Origin of the sequence: Bacillus sp. SM2101, from assembly GCF_018588585.1 — a bacterium.
Lineage (GTDB): Bacteria > Bacillota > Bacilli > Bacillales > SM2101 > Nanhaiella > Nanhaiella sioensis.
This window is the reverse complement of record NZ_JAEUFG010000040.1, coordinates 14,844-32,362: the sequence shown is the minus strand read 5'-3', so window position 1 is coordinate 32,362 and position 17,519 is coordinate 14,844. Positions and strand designations below refer to the sequence as shown.

At 32.9% G+C, this 17,519-nt stretch carries 18 protein-coding genes and 1 pseudogene; 18 read left to right on the top strand and 1 reads right to left on the bottom strand.

The window, feature by feature from the left end; translation table 11 throughout:
- Positions 1-86: 86 nt before the first annotated feature.
- Positions 87-188, bottom strand: a complete 102-nt coding sequence (locus JM172_RS24960; RefSeq protein ID WP_250886841.1) for a putative holin-like toxin — start codon at positions 186-188, stop codon at positions 87-89.
- Between the two features lie 345 nt (positions 189-533).
- On the opposite strand from JM172_RS24960, the gene JM172_RS22360 reads away from it, so the two are divergent.
- The 18 genes and pseudogenes from JM172_RS22360 to JM172_RS22265 all read left to right on the top strand — a co-directional run bounded on the left by JM172_RS22360 (position 534) and on the right by JM172_RS22265 (position 17,503).
- Complete coding sequence (locus tag JM172_RS22360; protein WP_214484567.1) at positions 534-824, top strand: NUMOD4 domain-containing protein; 291 nt, start codon at positions 534-536, stop codon at positions 822-824.
- A 42-nt stretch (positions 825-866) separates the two neighbouring features.
- On the top strand, positions 867-1,097 hold the full coding sequence (gene hfq, locus JM172_RS22355; protein WP_214484566.1) for an RNA chaperone Hfq: 231 nt from the start codon (positions 867-869) through the stop codon (positions 1,095-1,097).
- Between the two features lie 33 nt (positions 1,098-1,130).
- Entirely contained in the window at positions 1,131-1,304 is a 174-nt protein-coding gene (locus JM172_RS22350; RefSeq protein WP_214484565.1) for a hypothetical protein, read from the top strand.
- Between the two features lie 72 nt (positions 1,305-1,376).
- Complete coding sequence (locus tag JM172_RS22345; protein ID WP_214484572.1) at positions 1,377-2,015, top strand: thermonuclease family protein; 639 nt, start codon at positions 1,377-1,379, stop codon at positions 2,013-2,015.
- Between the two features lie 87 nt (positions 2,016-2,102).
- A complete protein-coding gene (locus JM172_RS22340) occupies positions 2,103-2,378 on the top strand; it encodes an HU family DNA-binding protein (protein WP_214484564.1) in 276 nt (91 codons plus the stop codon).
- Positions 2,379-2,682: 304 nt separating this feature from the next.
- Entirely contained in the window at positions 2,683-3,063 is a 381-nt protein-coding gene (locus JM172_RS25530; protein WP_352224041.1) for a hypothetical protein, read from the top strand.
- 98 nt (positions 3,064-3,161) lie between these two features.
- Positions 3,162-3,512, top strand: a complete 351-nt coding sequence (locus tag JM172_RS22330) for a PrgI family mobile element protein (protein WP_214484563.1) — start codon at positions 3,162-3,164, stop codon at positions 3,510-3,512.
- Positions 3,509-4,420: a hypothetical protein gene (locus tag JM172_RS22325; RefSeq protein ID WP_214484562.1), complete on the top strand. Its 912-nt coding sequence runs from the start codon at positions 3,509-3,511 to the stop codon at positions 4,418-4,420. Before JM172_RS22330 ends, JM172_RS22325 begins: the two co-directional genes overlap by 4 nt.
- On the top strand, positions 4,383-6,476 hold the full coding sequence (locus JM172_RS22320) for a VirB4 family type IV secretion system protein (RefSeq protein WP_214484561.1): 2,094 nt from the start codon (positions 4,383-4,385) through the stop codon (positions 6,474-6,476). The genes JM172_RS22325 and JM172_RS22320 overlap by 38 nt, the downstream gene beginning before the upstream one ends.
- Before the next feature lie 21 nt (positions 6,477-6,497).
- On the top strand, positions 6,498-9,434 hold the full coding sequence (locus JM172_RS22315; protein ID WP_214484560.1) for a hypothetical protein: 2,937 nt from the start codon (positions 6,498-6,500) through the stop codon (positions 9,432-9,434).
- Between the two features lie 2 nt (positions 9,435-9,436).
- Positions 9,437-10,822: a M23 family metallopeptidase gene (locus JM172_RS24955; RefSeq protein ID WP_250886840.1), complete on the top strand. Its 1,386-nt coding sequence runs from the start codon at positions 9,437-9,439 to the stop codon at positions 10,820-10,822.
- A 78-nt stretch (positions 10,823-10,900) separates the two neighbouring features.
- Positions 10,901-11,515 carry a hypothetical protein gene (locus tag JM172_RS22305; RefSeq protein WP_214484559.1) on the top strand — a complete coding sequence of 205 codons (615 nt, stop codon included), beginning with the start codon at positions 10,901-10,903 and terminating at the stop codon, positions 11,513-11,515.
- Between the two features lie 20 nt (positions 11,516-11,535).
- Positions 11,536-12,471 (top strand): annotated as a pseudogene (locus tag JM172_RS24950) (IS3 family transposase); the annotation flags it as partial.
- Between the two features lie 498 nt (positions 12,472-12,969).
- Positions 12,970-13,716, top strand: a complete 747-nt coding sequence (locus JM172_RS22285) for a class I SAM-dependent methyltransferase (RefSeq protein WP_214484557.1) — start codon at positions 12,970-12,972, stop codon at positions 13,714-13,716.
- Between the two features lie 300 nt (positions 13,717-14,016).
- Positions 14,017-14,166, top strand: a complete 150-nt coding sequence (locus JM172_RS22280) for a hypothetical protein (protein WP_214484556.1) — start codon at positions 14,017-14,019, stop codon at positions 14,164-14,166.
- 249 nt (positions 14,167-14,415) lie between these two features.
- Positions 14,416-14,565 (top strand): hypothetical protein, encoded by a 150-nt coding sequence (locus JM172_RS22275; protein WP_214484555.1) that lies wholly within the window; start codon positions 14,416-14,418, stop codon positions 14,563-14,565.
- A 90-nt stretch (positions 14,566-14,655) separates the two neighbouring features.
- Positions 14,656-15,972 carry a radical SAM protein gene (locus JM172_RS22270; RefSeq protein ID WP_214484554.1) on the top strand — a complete coding sequence of 439 codons (1,317 nt, stop codon included), beginning with the start codon at positions 14,656-14,658 and terminating at the stop codon, positions 15,970-15,972.
- A gap of 13 nt (positions 15,973-15,985) precedes the next feature.
- Positions 15,986-17,503, top strand: a complete 1,518-nt coding sequence (locus JM172_RS22265; protein ID WP_214484553.1) for an amino acid--tRNA ligase-related protein — start codon at positions 15,986-15,988, stop codon at positions 17,501-17,503.
- Positions 17,504-17,519: the final 16 nt, after the last annotated feature.

The following is a 17,519-nucleotide window of genomic DNA, read 5'->3' as shown; positions in this document are numbered from 1 at the left end:
TAGTTTCTAAGGAATACTTTGTCATTAAAAACTGCACCTCCGTTGTTAGTTTTGTCTAACAATTGGGGTGCAGTTCAAAGGGAGGTCTATTTTTTATTCATTGACTGCATGTGCACAAACAATGCAACTAGTCCCACAATTAAAGAAGAAAATCCCAGTGCTACCATCAGTGCTTCGTATACAGTCATTTGGCGTCACCCCCTTACTATCATGACATGGGGATTAGCCGACCGCCCTATTCACATACTATCTTTCTCTATTATACCACATTTTTCCCTATGAAAGAACTACCGTTCTGTATAACCCCAAATATATTAACATTGTTCAACAAGCTTAGACATTTTACGGCTCTTTCCATAATAGAAATCAAACCTCCTGTTTCTCATATCTATCTTCTAAGAGTAAACTATTACCTAAATTTTGATATATAAGTCCCTATATAAGAAAATATTGGAATATGATAGGATAGAAGTCAATAATAGGTAAATTAAAACCGTGGTTCCCAATTGTTATCGTTTTGTAAGGAGGAAAAAATGAGCGAAAAGCGAGTTGCTATAACCGGTTATGAAGGTATATATGAAATTTCAGAATCAGGAAGAATATTTGCAATAGATACAGGTAGGGTTAAAGTACGTTGTGGTGATGAATATGGCTACCATATTGTTAAACTTGTAAAGGCTGGAGAACCTAAAAACTATAGTCTTTACAAACTATGGAAAAAAGAATTTCCGGAATTAGAGGATATAAGCTTCAAAGGAGCCTTGAAAAATAAATATGGCACAGGGTGTGAGCTATTAGATAAGGAAGGTGTGCACTTTACTTAGAAAAAAAGACCAAATAATCATAAATAGAAAGAAGGTTACAATATGAAAACTAATAAAGGTCAAGTCATTCAACAAGATACTCAACTTTTAGAAGCGAAAGAAAATCAATCGCTTGTTACAATAATCTTGGGTGGGGGCTTTCAGTTTAGGTGTCATGTAATCGATTTTGATACTTTTACTGTACTTGTAGAAGTAGAGGGAAAGCAGCAACTAGTATATAAACATGCTATTTCTACTGTTGTAAATAATACAACTACTAAAAAACAAAGATGATTATTTATAAATTATGATGTGGTGGGGGATATTGTGAAGAAAAATGGGTTGTTAATTATTATAGGCATGTTACTATCTATATTCATTATTGGTTGTACTAATACGTCAAGTTCAGCACCATTGGACAATATATCAGAAGAAAAGATCGAAACAACAATAGAAAATAAAGATAATGAGAAAGAAATATTAGCTGAACAGGATGAATAAGCTAAAAAACTATTAGAGGAACTTGAAAAAGAAAAAGAGCAAGAAGAATTAGCTAAACGTTTCCATTTAGAAATAGCCACTGTTAGTAGAGTTGTAGATGGTGATACGATAGAACTTGCAGACGGCCGGAAAATTCGTCTAGTTGGAGTAAATACACCTGAATCAACCACTAAAATTGAGGAATACGGAAAAGAAGCAAGTGAATACACAAAAAATAATCTTGAAGGTAAAGTTGTATGGATCCAAAAGGACGTATCTGATAAAGACAAGTATGGTAGATACCTTCGTATTGTGTGGCAAGGTGTTCCTGTTGACGACATGGATGAATCAGAGATTAGATCAAAAATGTTTAATGCAGATTTAGTCATTAATGGGTTTGCAGAACCTTCAACTTATCCTCCTGATGTAAAGTACAGTGAACATTTTGTAAAGTTTGCTAGGGAAGCACGTGAAAAAAAGCAAGGATTATGGGGATTTGGTGAAAATGGAACAACGAAAGGTGATCTAGATGGAGAGGAAGTAGCTTCTACTGCAGACTATACTTCTGATAACCAAGCAAACGATAGCTCATCAAATAATGTAGTTCAAGTGGAATCATTTAAGAATTGTACAGAATTAAGAAAAGTTTACCCTAACGGAGTTGGATCAGACCATCCTGCATATGCATCTAAACATGATCGTGATAAAGATGGATGGGCTTGTGAGAAATAATAGTAACCAAATGTAGAGATAACGAGGTTCACATAGACTAATCGATCTGATATGATATAGTACGTTACATAGAAAGGTGGAAATAAAATGAATAAAACAGAACTAATAAACTCAGTATCTGAAAAAGCAGAATTAAGTAAGAAAGATGCTGGTAAAGCACTAGAAGCAGTATTCAGTGCAATTAGTAACACGTTACAAAATGGAGAAAAGGTTTCTCTTCTGGGATTTGGAACTTTTGAAGTTCGTGAACGTTCTGCGCGTAAAGGGCGTAATCCACAAACTGGTGAAGAAATTGAAATCGCTGCTAGTAAAGCACCGGCTTTTAAGCCTGGTAAAGAGTTTAAGGAAGCTGTGAAGAACTAACACTTTTGAATTGAATCATAGTTTATAGATTAGATAGCAACCCCTGAATCAAAATCACAAAGTGTAATTGTAATCTATTATTACTTCCAATTTGTAGATTTATAGTTGCTTTTTGGTTTTTATTCTATTATATTTATAGAAAGAGGGAATTCCCTCCAAATAAGTTGTAAGCTTTAAAATTTTATACATATTTAGAACAGGAATCCCCTGCTAAGTATAAGTAAAAGAAGTGTTTTGAACACATTTCTTTACTTGTGTACTGAGCAGGGGTTTTTTTGTGTTTTCAGAAAGGAGGTGTGAAGCAGTGAATAAGAAAGCTATTATTCTGTTTTTAGCTGCAATTTTTGCTTTTACTGCCGTTATTACAGTGGCACCAGAAGGAGCATCCGCTAATGTAGATGCTTTTAAAGAAGCACAGAATCGAGCAGAAGATGGTCCTGATGGAAACATTGATACTGATGGATTATTCGGCAATATGAATACAATTATCTATCTTTTAATGGGTGCTGGTGGTTTCTGGGTAATCGCATGCCTAATCTTTGCGGGTATTAAACTATCAGCTGCTCAATCTAAACCTGAAGCTCGTTCACAAGCATTTGTTGGTTTAGCAATGGCGTTTGTAGGGGGACTCGTTATAGTAAAAGCCTATGATATAGCAGGTTGGATCACAGGTCTAGGTGGTTAAAAGATAAAACAACAACATAACATTCCCCCCTCTTTTTAAGAGGGGGGAATGTTATTAATAAAAACAATTTTAAATGATGAAAACAAAGGATGATAGATATGAGACGTGAGACGGTTCCAGAAGATATGAGCTCAGAACAAAAAGTTATATTGGGATTTATATCGATGCGACAGCTAATTTATCTATTAGTTGGATTTTTTGTAATTGGTGCTTACATCGGCCCAGTGTTTACGTTTTTTTCTACAATTAATTGGGTTCTTGCCTTAATAGCTTCTATTATTTCTACAATTCCGGTAGTTGCAGTCATACTTCCTTTAGCATTCTTAAAAAAAGGAAAGTATCACATGTTTTTTGATAGGTATCTATTAACAAAAATGAGTGCTTCATCACAAAGAGGCGTATGGAGAAAAGGAAGTAATTCTACAGATTGGATGGAGGATTTGAAGTGAGCGTACTTATATATGCTGTTATATTTGCAATAGTTGCTTGGATATTTGTAAGAACAATTTCAAAAGAGCCATTGATTCCATGGGGGAAGAAAAAAGCTAAGAAAAACAAGCAAAATAGAAAACCTCCTGCAAGTTCAAACAGTGTCAAAAGTAAACAAAAGAAAAATACGGGTTACATTGAAGATGACCCTGATCTTTTTGAAGAACTGCTAGAAGATTTTGAAGATATAACAGAGCACATGATCCGGTTGACCAATAATGAATTTGTATTAATAGCTGAAGTTACTCCCGTTAACTACTTTCTGCTAAGCCAACATGAACAAGAAGCTATTGATGTAGAAGTAGAGCGTTGGCTTGCTCAGATTGATTACCCTACTAAACTATACTTTCAAAACCGTTATATTGATTTAACTGAACCAATTGAAGAGATTCAAAAAAATATGACATCACAAGAAGATTTACCAGCAGCAGCATACCAATATGGGGTTTCAATGCTTGAAGACCTTGCAAACTTTCAAACAAATACACCTAGATATGATACAAAGCGATATATTCTATTTACTTATCAAGTACCTAACAACAGCATTGAAGCAGATACTGATGAAGAAAGAGAAGAAAAAATATTAGATAAAGCGTTTCAGGAGTTATATAGAAGGTTTAATACAGCCAAATCTGCACTTCATAAAGCGAAAGTTGAAATAGATTTGTTAACCACTGAAGGTCTTATTAACTTATTGTATTACACATTCAACAGAAAAAAAGCTGTGAAACATCAGTTTAAAGATATGGTTGATCGAGAGAAATTATCTTTATATGTTACATCTGAACAAAGCCAAAGAAGGATAGAACTAGTGAAGGAGATGATTGAGAATGGGGATCTTCAAGAAAAAGACGAAAAAGCAAGCTAATTCTCCAAAGAAATCACAACAACCTAAACCTACAAAAGAGAAAGATAATAATAACGAAGATATTGCATATCAACTAGATAGCAAACCTACAATTTGGGACTTAATCTCGCCTAACGGTATTACTATTAAGGATGAAGACAAAGGGGTTATAAAGCAAACCCTCGGTAGTCGTACATTTTTCAGACCACTATTCATTCCTCGCGAGGGATATCCGAGAAAATTACAAACAGATTGGATTAATTCAATGCTATCTTCTGGGGAGATTGATGTACTAGTTGATATTCACAAAGTTAAAAAGACTCATGCAATAAGGTCTCTGCAAAAGCAAATGACAATGCTTCAGTCAAATCTGAGTTGGCAAAATAAGCGAGGAAATATTGACGCAATTAATGAGTATAAGACAAAGATAATGGATACTGAAGTACTTATGGATGAGATTCAATTCTCTGAAAATGATATGTATCAAGTTGCAGTTTTAGCAACCCTTTATGCCGAAAATGAAAAATCTTTAGATCGGTTTAGCGAAGCATTAGATGATGAATTTAACGGAAAGTTTTTTACTTTAGCACCTGCATATTCAAGGGTAAAGGATGGTTATTTAAGTACACTTCCTCTAGGAAAGAACTATTTAAAGGATGCATACAGAAATATTGATAGACGTGCGTTGTCTACATTTTCACCATTTATAAGTGGGGCAGGACGGTATATAGGTGGAGTACCTATTGGAGTAAATAAGATCACTGGGCAAATTGAATTCATTAATAGTTTTGGGAACGATGATTATCGACCACAAAATTACAACATGGGTATATTCGGCATTCCTGGAAGTGGAAAGTCATTAGCAATGAAATTAAAGATTGCTAGAGAAATGGCTGGTGGAAATGTTTGGTCAGTAATTATCGACCCTGAAGGGGAGTTTAGAAGACTTACTCGTCGATTAGGTGGGATAAACCTTGATATATCTGAGGAATCTGATATTAGAATAAACCCTTGTGCAATCAATTATTCTGATATTCCATTAGATGATAAAGATGATGAAGAATTAGAATTACTAATGGATGGTGATGATAAAGAGGTTATAGAAAGGGACGGGAGAAAATATTTACGTTTTGTTCCGCTTAGAGAAAAAATAAACGAATTACTAGATTTTTTCGATATTATCATCAGAGGAAAAGAAGATCACGGTTTAGACGCATTTGAGCGTAGTTTTGTTGAGGATGCTGTGACTAAAGTCTTTTTAGAAAATAAGAAATATACTACACATCCAGATTCTCTATTTGAAGATGGCATGGAAATGATAGATGGTCACATTATACAAGGAAAGCAAAAAAGAAAAAGAGAACCAGAATTAATGGATATTTATAAAGAGATCGTTGAAGCAAACGGTGATAATGAAAAAGCACAGAGGCTAATAGTTTCACTAAAGCCATTTTTAAGAACAGGAAGCAAACCTATTTTTGACGGTCAAACCTACTTAGGAAGAGGAGTAACACAATCCTTGGAGACTTCTAGATTGGTTAACTTTAACATTAGTGAGATGGAGGAAGGGTTTCTTAGACCAATCGCCTACCATGTTTTATTAAATTACAGCTGGGAGCACTTTGCAAAAAATAGTGAGAATGCACTGAAAAGGAAATTTATATATGCTGATGAACTATGGCAATTTGTTGATAATGAACAAACCGTATCATTTTTCGAACGAGTAGCAAGAAGAATTAGGAAACGAAATGGTGGTTTAGTATTCGCTTCCCAAGACTTTGTGCGGTTATTAGAGAATAAAAAAGCCCGAGGTATTGTTACATCTACCTTTACAATGTTATTTATGCAACAAAATCCAATTGATTTAAAGAGAATAAAGGAGAATTTCTCCCTGACTGATGGAGAGATAGATATCTTGTTTGGAAATCCTGAAAAAGGCGAAGGGATCTTACGCTTTGGAAATAATCGAATTTGGCTTAAAACCAACCCTTCAGATGAAGAATTCATTTTCATTGAATCGAATGAAGCTAGATTGCAGGAGATGTTGAAACGGAAACAGCTCTTAAAACATGCATAAATAGTGAAGGGAGGGAGTAATTTGATTGAAAATGCACTAGAGGGATTAGGAGAAATAATTGCATCTATTATCGCTGCATTATTTAACACTCTGTTTAGTCCGATTTTCGATATTTTATCAGGATTTGAAGAATACATATTTGGCCTACAAGATGATAACATGGTTTACTCTACTTTTTCACAAGACGATATGGTTGGAGTAATTGCCCCAGGAATGAATATGTTTACAGTCATATCAGTCACATTTTTAGTTGCTGGAGTTATTTATTCAGGTTATCACATATCAAAGTCTGGGATAAATCCTAGTAATCGAAGTGCTGTAATTCAGTCTTTGACTGACTGGTTGATCGTAGGTTTTCTTTTAGCCAACTTAGGAACAATATTTGATGTGATTTTTACAGCTAACGGTGCAATTGTTAGTTTTTTTGAACAAAACTATACACCAATGCTCGAGAATGGAACGAATTTAAACCCAATTGATGATCTTCTATACTGGATTCTTATTCAATTTGTTCAAATTGGACTTGGAATTTGGGCGATGATGTACTACGCGATGCGGGCATTATCCTTGATGATATTAGTAATAGCATCTCCATTAATTGTTACTCTTTGGTTATTCCCTCAGACAAAATCAATAACTCTGTCGTGGTTTAAAGAAATAATTGGGATAACATTTGTTCAGTCCATTCATGCAGCTTTATTTTGGATAATTACTTCTTCAACCCTAACTGCTTCTGGAGACTCTGATATAGACTTGAAGCATTTGCTTATGATGATTATTTTTATCCCTACTGGTGAAGCAATAAAAGGCTTATTAGGAATGGGAGGTTCATTGCATGGTGCGATGAATAAAACAGGTGCCATGTTTGGTTTATCCGCCCTTGCAGGAGCTTATGGTTCAGTAAAAGGAGCATTAGGTGACAAAGGAGTTATGGAATCAATAAAAAGTGCAGGTTCTAAAGCTCTAGACCAGAGAAAAAAAGGTTCAGCTACTGATTCTTCGAATACAGGTATACAAGGCGAAGCTTTATCTCCAACATCACGTGGAGAGCGAATGTTGCGGGCTGGTGAAATTATGTCTAAAGGTGGAAAAATGTTTGGTGGCGTTGCAGGGTCATTTATTGGATCACCTATGGGGCCAGCTGGGTCTATAGCAGGTGCAACTGCAGGTAGTATTGTTGGTGATGTTACAGGAGGTGTATCAGGAAGAATTGGATATGGACCTGCCTCAACACTAAAACGAAGTCTTAAAGATGGTATTAGTGAAATGAAAAACGATGTCTCTAAAGGACAATTAGCTGATCTAATGGCTGAGAATAAGTTAGATCAATGGGCTCATGACGAAAATGGAGGTTTAAAGAAATTACAAGACATAAAGAGTCGAGGTTTTGCTGGTGATGAACTTGATAAGGTATGGGATGCAGAAAAGAGAAACCAACATAATGCATTTAGAAGGGAAGCACAGGATAACTTAGAAGGTTTAATAGATAGAGGTGGGGTAATTGGTCAAAGCGGTAAAGTAAACACTGAAGCTGTTTCTAGACATGTTGCAAGTCAAATGACCGAAAAGCAAAAGTCCCAACAGATGAACGCAGATATGGCTAATGGGATGACTAATGACCAAGCACTTGAAAAATGGAACAATATTGAACCTCAACAATATGATAAAAACCTTATGGACGCTAGAAGTATTGTTCCAGATAAAGCCAAAGCAGATTTGAGCAATGCAAATAAAATAATTCAGCATGGTGCTGTTGGACTTCAAGGAGCTGGAGGATTTATCAAGGGTACTACAAAAGGGTTTGTAGAACATTCAGGTGCAAAAGAATTATATGAAGATATTAAAGATAGTAAAATAGGTGCTGCTGCAACAGGTGCGGTAGCTGGCTTTAAACAAGGGTATCTTTCTGAAACGATAGGAAATGAGATGGTTGGTTCTTCAAATGTTGTTTTCAATTCTGTTTCTGGAATGAAAAGTGGCTCTGTGGAAGCCGTCAAGCAAGGATTTAATAATTTTGTAGAACACCAAGTAGATGATCCAATTGAGCGTCATGAGGACTCTCGTAATAGACAAGCATATACGAGTGGAACAGTAATGGGAAGAACTGGATATCTTAAATCAGCCCAAAGAGTTGAACAAAAGGGAAGGTTTAAAGAAGCAGCTGAACACCAAGCTCTAGAAGTAGGTGAGATTGCAACACAAGTTCAAACCAAAAAGGTCTTTAACCCTGCGTCAAGGAAAAATGAGGTTTATATAGCTGATGAAGCATTACAAATGGTTGTAACAAATGATCAATCATACATTCAAATGACTGACACAAAGGGGGATACAAAAGTTGGTTCTCAAATTGGTACAGGAGATCCACTTATCAAGGCGGGAGAGAAGGTATTTCAAAATCTAGATATACAAGATAGCCAAATTGTTTCTACTAACCAGTTCCATAAAATAGATTCAAGTGGTGGTAAAATTACTGTTTCAAGACAACCTTCGATTAATCCAAATTCTCTTATTGGAAATAAAGCTACTAAATTCAAAGAGACAAAATTTGATGAATATATACCGTTTAATCATAATGTGGATTCAAGACAATTTACTATCTCTGAAATTGCAACGAATAATGGTAGTAATAAGGTCGAGCAAATTGTTGAACGTGATAAGAGCTATTTAGTAATGAAAGACAAGAGTGGTCAATCTTATCGTGTTTCTCCATATGGAAAAGGCGATTCTTCATTAAAGATTAATCAAAGGTATTCAACAACATATAACATTAAAGACAATAGCTTAGTAAAAGGAAATCATATTGAGAGTGTAACCAAATTAATTACGAGTACTGAAGAAAAAGAAGTTCAATATACTCCAAGACAAGATCCAAATGACCTCATCCCGCTGCGTCCGAATAGACGTTACCTAAAGCGTGAGCAATTAGATCAACAACGATCTAAATTTATAGGTGTTTAACCATGGATCAACAAAATCATGAACAAGAAAATATAGCCGTTAGTATAGCAAAAGAAAAAGCTAAGAAAGCTTTAAAAAAACAACGTAATAAACTATTAAAAAAAGCGGGGAAAGCGGCTGCAAAAGCAGTCGCTAAAGGTATATTGGTTTTAGCCAAAGCCATAATTGGTTTTATAGGTAGTGTCGGCTTTCCGACAATTGGCACGATCATAGGTGTAGTTATTTTGGTTTATGCTGTTTGGGTTTTGTTAACCTCAGCCTTTTCTTTTGGATATTTTGATGAAAATAGTGATGTAGAGGTCCCAGAAGAATTTACGAGAATTCACCAACTAATTGGTGAAGAAATAGAAACCACCTACGATAGTAATAAACCTATTGAGTCAGAATATCGAATACCTGATGCATTGGTAGGAAGTATTTTGCAAATACATTCTGTAAGTGAAGATGTGAAGGACTTAGAAGATGAGGAAATTATAAAAGGAGTTGTTAACGCTTTAGCACCTAAATTTAAATACTCTTCGTTTGAAAATAAAGTTGAATGGGAAGAAAGAACATGCAGACAAGTGACAACAACCACTCGTACTTATATAAGCTGTACAAATAGTAGTGGAATAAGTGGAGCAGAAGAAGTAGAATTTTTAGTTGATGTAGAGACATGGAATGAAAAGACAAAGTTTGACGTAGAAGGGAATTGGAATAATTGGACATCCGAAACCTCATCATATGGTGGTTATAGAAAAGAAAGAAGTTACAAACATGAAATCGTTAATGTTACATCTGAGGTTGATTTTACAGTATTGAATAGTTACCTTGATACAATAGGTTTTTCTATTAATGAAAAGAGAATGATAGAAAATTTGTATGAGGTCACTAGTAAAGAAGATATGGGTTATTCTGAATGGATGAGTTCAGAAGGAATTCTAACATCTGATAATATTGGAGGTGTTACCGGACCTCTTATAAACGACGATCCTGAGATATCTGATGGTGTTTTTACCAAACCTACAAATGGTTATATTACTTCTGGTTTTAAGCCTGTACATCGACCAGACCATTACGGAGTTGATGTTGGTTCAGGAGGGCAACATATTGCAATTTGGGCTGTAGCAGACGGAGTGGTTAGAAGATCTTATGATTCAAAATCTTATGGGAATGTTGTATTTATTACTCATAATATTGATGGAGTACAGTATGAAACAATTTACGCACACATGACTCGAAGGCTTGTTAGAGAAGGTCAAATAGTAACAAAAGGACAACAAATTGGAAATATGGGTAACACTGGTTATTCTCAAGGTATACATCTTCATTTTGAACTTCACCTGGGAAGCTGGAACTCTAATAAATCCAATGCTTTAGACCCTGTTTTGTACGGTGTACCATTCTAGATATTCTAATTGGTATTACTAGTATTAATAGATAATAATTTTCCCATTCAATAGTTTCTATAGAGGTGAATAAAACCTATGAAAAAGTTTGTAGTCGCTTTAATTTCTCTGTTTATGGTTGTAATTCTCTCAATAGTTGGATATGTTCTCTATTCGGAGAATAGAATCGGAGAAGAATTAAATGTAAAAGAAAACAGGCAAGTTTTAGATAATGTAAAAGTGCAGCATGAATTAGCAGAAGCATCCGAAAAGTGGGTGGACGATACAAGTGTAGGTCATGATCATGGAGCATTGGATATTGCTAAAGCTCATAGGGATATTCCACATGTACTTACTTTTTTCGCACAAACATTACTACAGGAAGATGTTGATTTTTTTTCAAAAGTATTTGAACCGAATACATTTTCAGCTGATTTGTCTGAAGTAGATAATCCTAACAAGATTGAAGTTGTTATGGATATGATCAAACAATTGACCAGAGATGGAAAGCTAGAAGACATAGCAATAATTGAACAAGGTATTACTAAAGGGGAGAAATATGTAGACGTTACTTTCCTATATACAGATGACTATAAAGCGAAGGTAACGATTCAGATGATTTACGGTGAAGGAGAGAATAAAGAGGATCAGGTATTACTTGTAACAGATAGTGTATGGAATTTAATTGAACAGGTTCAACAAATGGGAAAGTAGTTTATAGAAGGAGGCATTAAATCATTCGAGAATACGACTTAACACCTTCCTCTCTTGATAAATGGATTAATCAATTTAAAAATTCTAGGTCATTCAAAGAGATGGACAACCTAACTCCTGAACAAAAGGAACTGCAAGAATTACGTAAACGAAACAAACAATTAGAAAAGGAAAATGATATATTAAAGCAAGCCGCGCTGATACTAGGACAAAAGTAAATGTGATTAAGCAAAACAAACACAAATACTCGATATCAGCAATATGCCAGGTCCTACAAATCCAAAGGAGCACTTATTATTATGAAGGGAAACAACGAACTCATGAAGATGATGTCACGTCACTTATTACCCGAATCTTTCATGATAGTCGACAAAATTATAGGACACGCAAAATTAAAAATGAACTAATGAAACTTAGGAAAACTGTTTCTAGAAGACGTATTGGTAGAGTCATGAAAAAACATGGACTGGTTTTTAATTATACTGTCGCTCAGTTTAAACCCAATTCAGAAAAGCCAAATGAGGATCAGTATTCCAATGAACTAAACCGTGAATTCACACGAAACGAAGTGTTGTCCGTTGTCGTATATTTAAGTGTTGGTGAAAAATGGAATTACATATGTGTATTTATTGATCTCTTTAACCGAGAAATTATTGGATATAGTACAGGATCAAATAAGGATGCATTGCTTGTTTATAGTGCACTCGCTTCGATAAAAGAAGACCTTCATCTTATCCAGTTGTTTCATACAGACAGAAGAAAAGAATTTAAAATCAGTTAATTGATGGTGCCTTAAAAACGTTCTCTATCAAATGCTCCTTAAGCATGAAGAGCTACCCCTATGATAATGCAGTTGCAGAAGCTACATTAAGATTATTAAGACAGAAGTTGTTAAAGACAGACAATATGAAAGTTTAGAAGAATTAACACGAAAACTCCATGACTACGTGCATTGGGTATCGTAGGGGGGCAGGGTGCCTTCATAATTCCATAATATCTTCTGAAACAGCGTATTGTCTGTCCAGTTATGAAGTTTATGGGCAATCTTATATAACCGCCAAATGGGTAAACAAGTTTCACACCAGCCAGTGTTAACATGTCAATAATAAACTTAATATTCCCACAACTCAACTCCTCCCTCCACTCATGAAAATTATGAATTTTTTTTAAAAAATAATTATTAATATATATAAAAAAATACTGAATATTTGACATTTTTATGAATTTTTTTGTATTTATAACCATCCATTCCTCGATTTTTGTTGTTAAAAATGAAATTATATTACAATTTTTTGTATTTTATACAATTATTTATCTTGAAAAGAAATTATAGTATAAAATTATAAACCAAGTGTATAAATAGGAGATTAAAACAAGGCTAGCAATTAATATTTTTCCTATTTTTAACAGAATCAGAATATACTCTATTAATAATATTGCAGTGGAGGGATAAAGTGGTACAAATAAACAAATCTTTTATATTAAAATCTTTTGAAAATGCAGTAAATTATTATAGTGATGCAACTCAAAGAATAGGCTTATGGCAATCAGAGAAATATGTTGCTGAAAAATACTTTACCAAGAAAGGGAGAATACTAGATATTGGTTGCGGAACAGGAAGAACAACTATTGGTTTATATGAACTAGGGTTTAATAATGTTCTGGGACTTGATTTATCTCCACATATGGTTAATGAAGCTCTTATAATTTCTGAAAACAAGGGATATAATTTAAATTTTGTACAAGGAGATGCAACAAAGTTAACTTTTGAAAATGATTTATTTGATTATGCTATTTTTTCTTTTAATGGAATAATGCAAATCCCGTTAAAAGAAAACCGTATAAATGCATTTATAGAGATTAATAGAGTTCTAAAAGATAAGGGTATATTTATCTTTACTACATTCGATAGAGATTCTGAAGAGTGTTTTAAAGAATTTTGGAGTAAAGAAAAACTTCGTTGGAAAAATGGTAATCACGATAAGAGAATTTTTGAATTTGGTGACAGAATTATTACCTCTGATGATGGAAAACGTGATTTATATATTCATATACCCAATAAAAATGAAATAAACGAGTGCTTAAAGCAAACAAATTTTACTGTTATTGAACAATTTTATCGAAAAGACCTATTTAATGAATCTAATGCAGTTAAGAACTTTTCAGGTGAATGTGTCTTTTGGGTTGTACAAAAACAATAGATACTGTTTGCTTTAATAATTTTATGAATCAATTATTTACTATATATGGGGTGTAAATATATCAAAGTATGTAATTTAACTGTAATTTTTATAATTTTTAATATATCAAACCTTTTTATATCAGAAAAATCAAAATAAATTAAACTATCAATTTATATATCAATATAAATTGTATATTTTGTGAAAATTTTATAAATATATTGTTTTCTGTATATTTACATATTAAATTATAAACTAGTTATTTCATAAAATAGAATATTATTCTATACATGGGAAATATAAAGAATGGAGGTGACCATAATGATTGAAAAGAAAATTAGACTTGAAGCACCAGATTTTGCAGACGCATGTAAAAGATCCAGAAGTCATTTAACAATGGATGTTGAATTTGAGGAATTTGAAAATGATCTCTTAGAAGCAATTGCAGTTGAAGAGAACGAAACAAATTAATATTATGAAAATATGGGAAAATAAGGTTGTTAATTGACCGACTTTTCAATTATTTTCTCAACTTATTATTAATTTGAAATCAAAAAGCTCAGTTTATTCAGTATTATAAATTAAATATCTTGTGACAATTATCTAAATATACTATTTTTTCTAAATTAACAAATGAAATTATTAACTAGTTACACCATAAAATAGAATATTATTCTATAAATGAGATTACTATTTATTTGAAGAATGGAGATGACCTTAATGATTGAAAAGAAAATTAAACTTGAAGCACCAGATTTTGCAGATGCATGTAAAAGATCCAGAAGTCATTTAACAATGGATGTTGAATTTGAGGAATTTGAAAATGATCTCTTAGAAGCAATTGCAGTTGAAGAAAACGAAACAAATTAATGTTGATTATTTATGGAAAAAGAGGGCTATTTTATCTCCCCTCTTTTCCATCATTGTATTTAAAAAAGATAAATTATAAGGAGAAATTTTATGCTATATAGACAATCGAAATTTAGTCATGTATTTGAAAAAGATAATAATAATAATTATATTTTATTCAATTCTAATTCATTGGGGTTATTTGAACTTTCAAAAGAGGATTATCAAATTTATAAGCAATACGAAGTGCCAAAAGAAAATTATCAGAGTGAAGTAGCTGTTTCTCTTAAAGATAACAAATTTATAGTACCCTTAAATGAAACTGAATTTAAAGATGCGAAACAGCAAAGAGAAATAAGACGAAGAATAGCAAAAAGAACCCGAAAAAATCGAATTGGTTACTTAAGGATCTCTTTAACTGAAAAATGCAATCTAAGGTGTAAGTATTGTTTTGTTAATGATATTTATACAAGTAAAGGCAACATGGAAACTGATCTATTTGTAAATACGATGAATTGGTTTATTGAACAGAATATAGGTGCCTCACCAATTATTCAATATTTTGGTGGAGAACCTCTTATTAGAATGGATCTAATCAAAAAAGGCCATGAAATGTTACAAGAAGCAAAGAATAGTGGTAAAATTACTGGTTTCACCGAAGAAATTGTTTCAAATGGGACTCTAGTAACCGAAGAAATTGCCCAGTATTTTAAAGATACAGGAATATTACTAGTTTTTAGTATCGACGGTTGGAAAGAAATAAATGACAAAAATAGAATATATCCAAATGGAAATGGTAGTTATAGTTCAGTATTACAAGGTATGGAAAATTATAAAAATGTTGGTGGAAATCTGTCAGGAATTATTACACCAACAAATGAAAACCTTCCAATATTTAAAAATATTATTAAACATTTAGTTGAAGATTTAGGGTGTACAGAAATCAGCATTAATACCCCACAACCTAATGAGAGAGGTTGGGACATAGATGGGAAAAAATTGGCTAAAGCAATAATGGAAGCATGGGAATACTGTGATAGTAAAAAGATACCAATAAACCAACCTGGAAATAATATTGTTTTTTCAGTGAATAATAAAATTCCACAAACCAACTCTTGTATGAACTTAACCTATGGACAACAAGAAAATTCATGGGGAGTTTATCTAACAAGTCAGGGGTTAGTTTCTAATTGTGTTGTAGAATGTGATGAAAGGTGTACACAACCGTTTGACGAATTTGAACTTAATGAAGAATATATTAATTGGCACTTTGAGGATCACAGTAAAGATTCTTGTCTTAAATGTGTTGGATATAACATTTGTGGTGGACCATGTACATTTGAATCAATAGTTAGAAACAAAAAATTAAATCCTGAAAAATGTAAATTTTACAAAACAATAATACCTTGGGCTCTTACTAGAGATTAAGAAGGAGTAATTTATGGCAATAACAAGAACACTTATTAAAGATATATCAGATAGAGATTCGGAAATATTAATAGCAGGTTGGATCAAGAAATCTCGGATAAATGAAATCGTAGTTTGGGACTTTACAGGAGAAATATTGGTAGAAGTAGATATGAAGTTCTTATCAGTCAATGTTAGAGATGTTGTTCAAATAAATGGAGATGTATATTCTAGTGGAGATGAATTTAAAGTTAAAGCTAATAGTATACAGATTTTGAATACCTGCGAGGAAGAAAGTAGAAGGAGTTATAAGAAATTAGTTGATTTTGATTTTCTAAAAAAACTTAAATTAATCAATGAAATCGAATGTGGTGTAAGAGATTTTCTTACTAAAGAAAGTTTTATTGAAATTCGAAATCCATTGTTATGGGAAAGTGTACAAGAGTATGGTTTTGAAGAGTGGAAGGTTTTAAATAATCTATCAAATCAAGTTGAATATACGCTGCTTCAATCTCCAAATATTTTAAATCTTTTAAACGTCATTAGTGGTATTGAAAGGGTATTTCAATTTCATCCATGCTTTCGTTTACCAGAGGAAAATAATGAAAATAAAATTGATGATTTAGTAGAGTTCACACAATTAGCTATAAATATGGCTTTTGTTAGTAATGAGCAAGGAAAACAATTTATTGAACGGTTTTTCTTCTATTTAATAAAAAAATATTTCAATAAAGAAATAACTATACCTTTTGATAGTATTTCCTATGATGACGCCATGTTCCTTTATTCATCGGATAAACCAGATTTAAGATATAAAGAATTTTTGAGACCAACTTTTAGTTATTCAACGAGAGAGGAACTAAAACAATATAATACACTTATAATTCCTTATGAACTTCCAAAAACCATAGAAAATAAGATTATTGCAAAAATGAAAAAAGAGTTTTCAGATTATGCAGTTGTTAAACACAAACAGGAGCAACTTGATATCTTATCAGGAATTGATATAAATATTAATGAGTTCCAAAGGCTGTTATCAAAACTATCAGTAAAATCAACAGGATATACATTATTGGTAGATTCTAAAATCCGGAAGGAAATAGTTTTTAGTTTTTTCTCAAGTATTACTAGATCGTTAAGTAGAAATAAACAGATAGATACATATAACTTTTGTTGGATAGAGAACTATCCTTTTATTCTAGATGAGAACGAAACTGACCCTTCACAAATGAATATTGGTCAGAATATTTTTACAAAGAAGATACCTTCGACTAACGATAATAATATTGTTTCCAGCAAGGGAATAGACTTAATCCTTAATGGTGTTGAAATTGCAAGCGGCAGTGAAAAAGAATATGTAGTAAATGACTTTTTAGAATCACTGTCCTTGTTAAATCGAAGCAACAAAACTCAACAATATAACTATTACATTAACGCATTGAAAAGTGGGTCTCCACCAGTTTTCACTATCGGAATTGGTTGGGAAAGAGTTTTATGGATTTTATTAGGAGTAAATAAAATCCAAGATGTACTTTTGCATACAAGGAATTAAATGAAGTTCTTATACT

Coding starts and splice junctions, on each gene's coding strand:
- JM172_RS22360 (WP_214484567.1), top strand. CDS start 534: ATGAGCGAAAAGCGAGTTGCTATAACCGGTTATGAAGGTATATATGAA.
- hfq (WP_214484566.1), top strand. CDS start 867: ATGAAAACTAATAAAGGTCAAGTCATTCAACAAGATACTCAACTTTTA.
- JM172_RS22280 (WP_214484556.1), top strand. CDS start 14,017: ATGATTGAAAAGAAAATTAGACTTGAAGCACCAGATTTTGCAGACGCA.
- JM172_RS24955 (WP_250886840.1), top strand. CDS start 9,437: ATGGATCAACAAAATCATGAACAAGAAAATATAGCCGTTAGTATAGCA.
- JM172_RS22305 (WP_214484559.1), top strand. CDS start 10,901: ATGAAAAAGTTTGTAGTCGCTTTAATTTCTCTGTTTATGGTTGTAATT.
- JM172_RS22265 (WP_214484553.1), top strand. CDS start 15,986: ATGGCAATAACAAGAACACTTATTAAAGATATATCAGATAGAGATTCG.
- JM172_RS22275 (WP_214484555.1), top strand. CDS start 14,416: ATGATTGAAAAGAAAATTAAACTTGAAGCACCAGATTTTGCAGATGCA.
- JM172_RS22330 (WP_214484563.1), top strand. CDS start 3,162: ATGAGACGTGAGACGGTTCCAGAAGATATGAGCTCAGAACAAAAAGTT.
- JM172_RS22270 (WP_214484554.1), top strand. CDS start 14,656: ATGCTATATAGACAATCGAAATTTAGTCATGTATTTGAAAAAGATAAT.
- JM172_RS24960 (WP_250886841.1), bottom strand. CDS start 188: ATGACTGTATACGAAGCACTGATGGTAGCACTGGGATTTTCTTCTTTA.
- JM172_RS22340 (WP_214484564.1), top strand. CDS start 2,103: ATGAATAAAACAGAACTAATAAACTCAGTATCTGAAAAAGCAGAATTA.
- JM172_RS22320 (WP_214484561.1), top strand. CDS start 4,383: ATGGGGATCTTCAAGAAAAAGACGAAAAAGCAAGCTAATTCTCCAAAG.